General features: G+C 36.5%; 5 protein-coding genes. 2 read left to right on the top strand and 3 right to left on the bottom strand.

Features of this window, described 5'->3' with window-relative positions; genetic code table 11:
* Positions 1–222: 222 nt before the first annotated feature.
* Positions 223–1,254, top strand: coding sequence for a DNA cytosine methyltransferase (locus QMF79_RS00575; RefSeq protein WP_005662013.1), 1,032 nt, complete (start codon positions 223–225; stop codon positions 1,252–1,254).
* Here the strand turns inward: QMF79_RS00575 and QMF79_RS00570 are convergent.
* Genes QMF79_RS00570 through QMF79_RS00560 form a run of 3 tightly spaced genes read right to left on the bottom strand, consistent with a single transcriptional unit; the run spans position 1,211 to position 3,885 of the window.
* A complete protein-coding gene (locus tag QMF79_RS00570; protein WP_005662010.1) occupies positions 1,211–1,870 on the bottom strand; it encodes an MAE_28990/MAE_18760 family HEPN-like nuclease in 660 nt (219 codons plus the stop codon). The genes QMF79_RS00575 and QMF79_RS00570 overlap by 44 nt on opposite strands.
* The gene (locus QMF79_RS00565) at positions 1,870–2,964 is read right to left on the bottom strand and encodes a DUF262 domain-containing protein (RefSeq protein ID WP_005662008.1); all 1,095 of its coding nucleotides are present in this window, start codon (positions 2,962–2,964) and stop codon (positions 1,870–1,872) included. Before QMF79_RS00565 ends, QMF79_RS00570 begins: the two co-directional genes overlap by 1 nt.
* A gap of 15 nt (positions 2,965–2,979) precedes the next feature.
* The gene (locus tag QMF79_RS00560; RefSeq protein ID WP_005662004.1) at positions 2,980–3,885 is read right to left on the bottom strand and encodes a S24 family peptidase; all 906 of its coding nucleotides are present in this window, start codon (positions 3,883–3,885) and stop codon (positions 2,980–2,982) included.
* 133 nt (positions 3,886–4,018) lie between these two features.
* Here QMF79_RS00560 and QMF79_RS00555 point away from each other — a divergent pair, with 133 nt between their 5' ends.
* Complete coding sequence (locus QMF79_RS00555; RefSeq protein WP_281772345.1) at positions 4,019–4,246, top strand: transcriptional regulator; 228 nt, start codon at positions 4,019–4,021, stop codon at positions 4,244–4,246.
* The last annotated feature ends 584 nt before the right edge of the window (positions 4,247–4,830 follow it).

The raw sequence follows: 4,830 nt of genomic DNA, 5'->3' as shown, positions 1-4,830 counted from the left end.
ATTATCTATTTGATTTTTAAGGGAATAAATTTTAAGCGAGGTGGTTTAAGTGGTGGTTTTTTGAGCGATTTGTTTGCCGAAAGTTGTAGAAAGTTAGAGATTTGGTAATAAATTGGGTGAGATTAGATTCAAAGGCAATAGAATTTAAATGCCGATAATCATCTAAAAAGTATCGATTATTATAAAAAATCTTTGTATAATACCCACAATAGGAGAGTAATTATGATTGAAGCAATTGATTTATTTTGCGGAGCAGGTGGTTTAACCGCAGGCTTACAACAAGCTGGCATTAAAGTAAAAGCAGGGTACGATATTGAAGAGCAGTGTCGCTATGCATTTGAATTTAATAATCACGCTGAGTTTGTCAATAAAGATGTTTCTTTAGTAGATAATGAAGAGATTGCTCGCCGTTTCTCAAAAAAAGCAATTCGATTATTAGCTGGTTGTGCCCCTTGTCAGCCTTTTTCAAAGTATAACCAAGGAAAAGACACAACAACCGATAAGAAATGGCCACTGTTATATGCTTTTGCTCGTTTAATTGAGGGAAATCTGCCTGAATTGGTCACAATGGAAAATGTGCCTGAAGTGGTTAAGCACCAGGTCTATCATGATTTTGTGAAAAAATTGGAAAACCTCGGGTATCATACTTGGGCGGATACGGTGGTTTGTGCGGATTACGGCGTGCCACAACGCCGCCGTCGTCATGTATTACTTGCTTCGCGGTTAGGGCCTATCCACTTAATTGACCCTACTCACAAAGAGAAATGGATAAACATTAAAGAAGTTATCGGACATCTTCCTGCTATTAACGCAGGGGAACAACACCTTGATGATCCTCTGCATCGTGCAGTTTCATTAAATACACTTAATTTAAAACGTATCCGTGCTTCCAAGCAAGGTGGTTCTTGGAAAGATTGGCCAGAAGAGCTACAGTTGGCGTGCCATAAAAAGTCCTCTGGCTCTACCTATGTAAGTATTTATGGGCGAATGAAATGGGATGAACCAAGTCCAACAATGACAACACAATGTTACGGATATGGTAACGGTCGTTTTGGACACCCTGAGCAAGATAGAGCTATTTCACTAAGAGAGGCTGCAATTTTCCAATCGTTCCCTGATGATTATCAATTCTACCCAGTAGATAGTAAAATGCAAACTAAAGACGTGGGTAGAATGATTGGTAATGCAGTTCCTGTCCGATTAGGAGAGGTTATTGGGTTAAGTTTACAGCATCATTTAAAAATCTATCATTAAGATAAAATCTATCATTAAGGGATATTTCTAGCTTATCTTGAATATCTAGAAATATCCTTTCTATCTCCTTTTTACATACCATTAACTGTTCTACTGAATACGCTAGCCCAATCTCGCTAAAATCTTTTTCTCCGTGTGCAAGTTGGTTTCTAATGTCTTTCAAAGTACGCAAGTCAATTTCTGCTTGGAAATGAAATTGGATGTCTGATATCTGGTATTCCTTCAATATATCTTTAAACATCCTGCCATCAACATTTCCATTAGCAATATCTGTTTTTTCAGGTTTGTAAATTTTGAATTTATCTTCAAACAAATTTTTTAAAGTTTGATGTTTTTGCTCAGCATTGCTATTTTTAGGGAATAGATAACCTGAGATTATATTCTGAATATATGGTTTTAGCTCAAAAAATGAGACTTCCTGATCATGGATATCATCATAAATACTAAAAATAAATTCCCTAAAGAAAAACTCTACCTTGTTGTATAACATAACAAGTATGTTTGCCTTTACAATATTACAAAGTTGCTCATCCCCTAAGGAAAGAAGATGAGTATATAACTTGTCTATATCCTCATCCCTTTTTCTCAAATCTTCTTTTAGTGCCTCTAATACCATTAAGCTTGACCCAATAATTTATTTTTTACAAAATTAATTCTCGCAGTTAATTTTGATTTGTTATTTGCCGCATCACTTGTTACTACGTTACGGTACTCTTCAGAATTAAACCAGCTTGAGATATTCTCAGTATCTAATCCTTCAACACCATTATTTTCTTTAATTGCAAAATATGTACCTAAAGCAATAGACTCAAAAAATGTTCTTGAGGTAGAGCTTGCGTTTTCTGATTTTTTAAAGCCAAAAGGAAAATATTGGTTTACAAATTCCATAACTTGATTAAATCTTTCAAGATATTTAGTCACATTCAACTCATTTTCTGAAAGATTCGCCATTTCATTAAAATACTGGTCAAGGAATTTTCTTACACTATTTTTATATTCTTCTAATTTATCGCTATAGCCAAAGAAACGTAACACTAATTCTGCATAATCTTCATTGCTTCGTCGGCTTTTTGAAAGAGGTGATAATTTTCTAAACAACGCATTCTTTGAGCAAGGGTCAATCACTTTTGTATAAAAAGCTGATGTAGCACTTTCAGAGCCTCGTCGTTGTTCCATTGGAATTAATGGTTTAATACCTGAATTGATGCGTTCAAATAAATCGCGTTTGTATTCGCTATCATCTGACCTTAATTCCATAATGCGTAAAGATTCCCGTAAGAATCTTCGCTGTCTTCCTGCGGGTAAATCAGAAAATTTAAAACCCTCCAATTCGGTTAATTCTTTTAATTCTGATAATGGAAATTCATCCTGAACAAAGTAATAAATAGCTCTAATTCGTTGAGAGCCGTCAATAATTTCTACTCGGCCATCTAAGTCAGGATTTTCATTAAAACTATCTGCTATATAAATATAAGGGATAGGTAAAGTGAGTAAGATACTTTCAATAAATCTAGAGGCTATACGCTCATCCCATTTGTAATCGCGTTGGTAATCTGGGATAAATAATTCGCTATCAGAATCAGGATCACCGCCATTCCCAAATTTCTCTAAAATAGTCTGGATAGACCATTCTCTTAACCCGAATGAAATCTCTCGTTGTTTTTCAATAATTGCCTTTTCAGCTAGGTCTTTTTGTTCTTTCGTTATCATATTTTTTCCTTATTATCACAAATCCAACACCAAGCTCTCTTTGGCAATGCCTGCTATATATTGCATTTTGCGGATATTTTCTTGGTAAAGGTTGATTGGCTCGTGGTTTTCATTCACGGAATAGAGCGTGAGTCTGCCACCTTGTTCGTAGGCGTAGATTTTAACCATTACTTGATCTTCATCGGTAACAACAAGCACCTCATCCCCATTTTTAATTTCGTGATTAGGTTCAATAATCACGTATTCACCGTGCTTGATACGTGGGGTCATTGAATCGCCCTGACATTTTAGGGCATATACATCTTCATCACGGCTTGGCCACCAGATGTAGCCATCGCCTTCGCCTACGGGGTATTCTAAATCGATCCAATGCCCTTCAGTACCTAATTGGGCGTAGCCGCGAATAGGCACATGGTTCACGGGTATGGAACGCATTTTCAGGAAGTTCACGCCTTTCGGATTTTGGCTGAGGTCGTCATAAAGCAAGCAGTCTGCAGACACGAGGAATAATTGCTCAAGGGTGTTTAAAAAGAGCTTTTCATTTTCCACGTTATCGGAATTTAGCAGCTCTAACAAGCGGCTTTTTTCAATCTCGGTTCGCTCCGCCAAAAGTGGGAGCGAGATGCCTTTTTTACGCATTAAGAATTTGACGTTATCCAGCAGGTGGACAGGCTGTTTCTCTTCAATGGCTTGATGCTGTTGATCTAACCAGCCTCTTGGCTTACCCATTCCATCTTCTAATTTTGCAGCAATTTTATCGCCAATGCCTTTCGGCTTGCCGTTTTGAATCGCATTTTTATTCTTAATTTGTAGTAAATAACTTACTGCAATTCCTGTTTTAGAAGCCAGTTCTGAAGTGCTGCCCGCCTCATCAATAAGTAAAAGTAAATTATCGTGGCGGATCTCTTTCATTGTTTTCATAAACACCCCCTTGAGTTAGTTCATTATTGTTATTTTATTATCAATTGGATAACAAATAAATATGATCTATCTGTTGATTTACATTTACCTATAAGATAATATTTCATTTACTTTTTAGATAAATGATATTTGTATGAAATTAAGAGATTACTTTGAAAAACAAGGAAGAGGGTCGCTTACCTATCTTGCCAAACAAATGGGAGCGAAAACATCAAATGTGTGCCTCTGGGCTAAGGGTAAAAAGAAGGTGCCAACTAATCGCTGTCCAGAAATCGAACGCATCACAGAAGGCAAGGTCACTTGCGAAGAGCTACGCCCTGATGTGAATTGGGGTGTGTTACGTAATTCAAAAGGGCAATAAAAAAACAAGGCTCATTTTTGATTTTTATTAAAAAACTTATCTAGCACAACAGGCAGAAGAGTAAGGCTCCAAAAGAAAAATGACAATTTGAGTACAAAGTAAGGCCAACTTGACTCAGTTAGCAAGAATTTAAAACCAAACTCAATAAGCTCTTCTTTGCTAAAGGAACCAAGTGTAGTTAGAACGGCGATGCACATCATTGATGGTATGTAAGCGAAGTTATCTAAAGTTTGTTGATATTTCCTTACTCCCCATTTGTGCAATAAAACTAATCCCAGAGGGATGCCGTTTACAAGTATTCCAATGAGCCAATACGGAATATCACTTCCAATAATTAGCCGTGGAAGTAATAGAAAGACAATAAAACATAACCCGACGAATAAATCACGGAATGTAACAAAGGACATAAAAAGAATGAGTAAATTGAAAAGTAGATTGCTCATTATTGCACAAATCTGGCGAGAGGATAGCGAGTTTCGTTACTTTACGGCGATTGCCATTCTTTTTGTGGTGGTAAGTTTTTTTTAATAAAAAAGCCACGAGGAGATTTCGTGGCTAATTCATTAAGGAATATACAGATGAAT

This window comes from Pseudohaemophilus parahaemolyticus, from assembly GCF_938021905.1.
GTDB classification, from domain to species: domain Bacteria; phylum Pseudomonadota; class Gammaproteobacteria; order Enterobacterales; family Pasteurellaceae; genus Haemophilus_A; species Haemophilus_A parahaemolyticus_B.
This window is presented reverse-complemented; position numbering and strand designations above follow the sequence as displayed.

Excerpts from the sequence above, each read along its gene's own strand:
- QMF79_RS00575 (WP_005662013.1), top strand. The coding sequence starts at position 223 with ATGATTGAAGCAATTGATTTATTTTGCGGAGCAGGTGGTTTAACCGCA.
- QMF79_RS00570 (WP_005662010.1), bottom strand. The coding sequence starts at position 1,870 with ATGGTATTAGAGGCACTAAAAGAAGATTTGAGAAAAAGGGATGAGGAT.
- QMF79_RS00565 (WP_005662008.1), bottom strand. The coding sequence starts at position 2,964 with ATGATAACGAAAGAACAAAAAGACCTAGCTGAAAAGGCAATTATTGAA.
- QMF79_RS00560 (WP_005662004.1), bottom strand. The coding sequence starts at position 3,885 with ATGAAAACAATGAAAGAGATCCGCCACGATAATTTACTTTTACTTATT.
- QMF79_RS00555 (WP_281772345.1), top strand. The coding sequence starts at position 4,019 with ATGAAATTAAGAGATTACTTTGAAAAACAAGGAAGAGGGTCGCTTACC.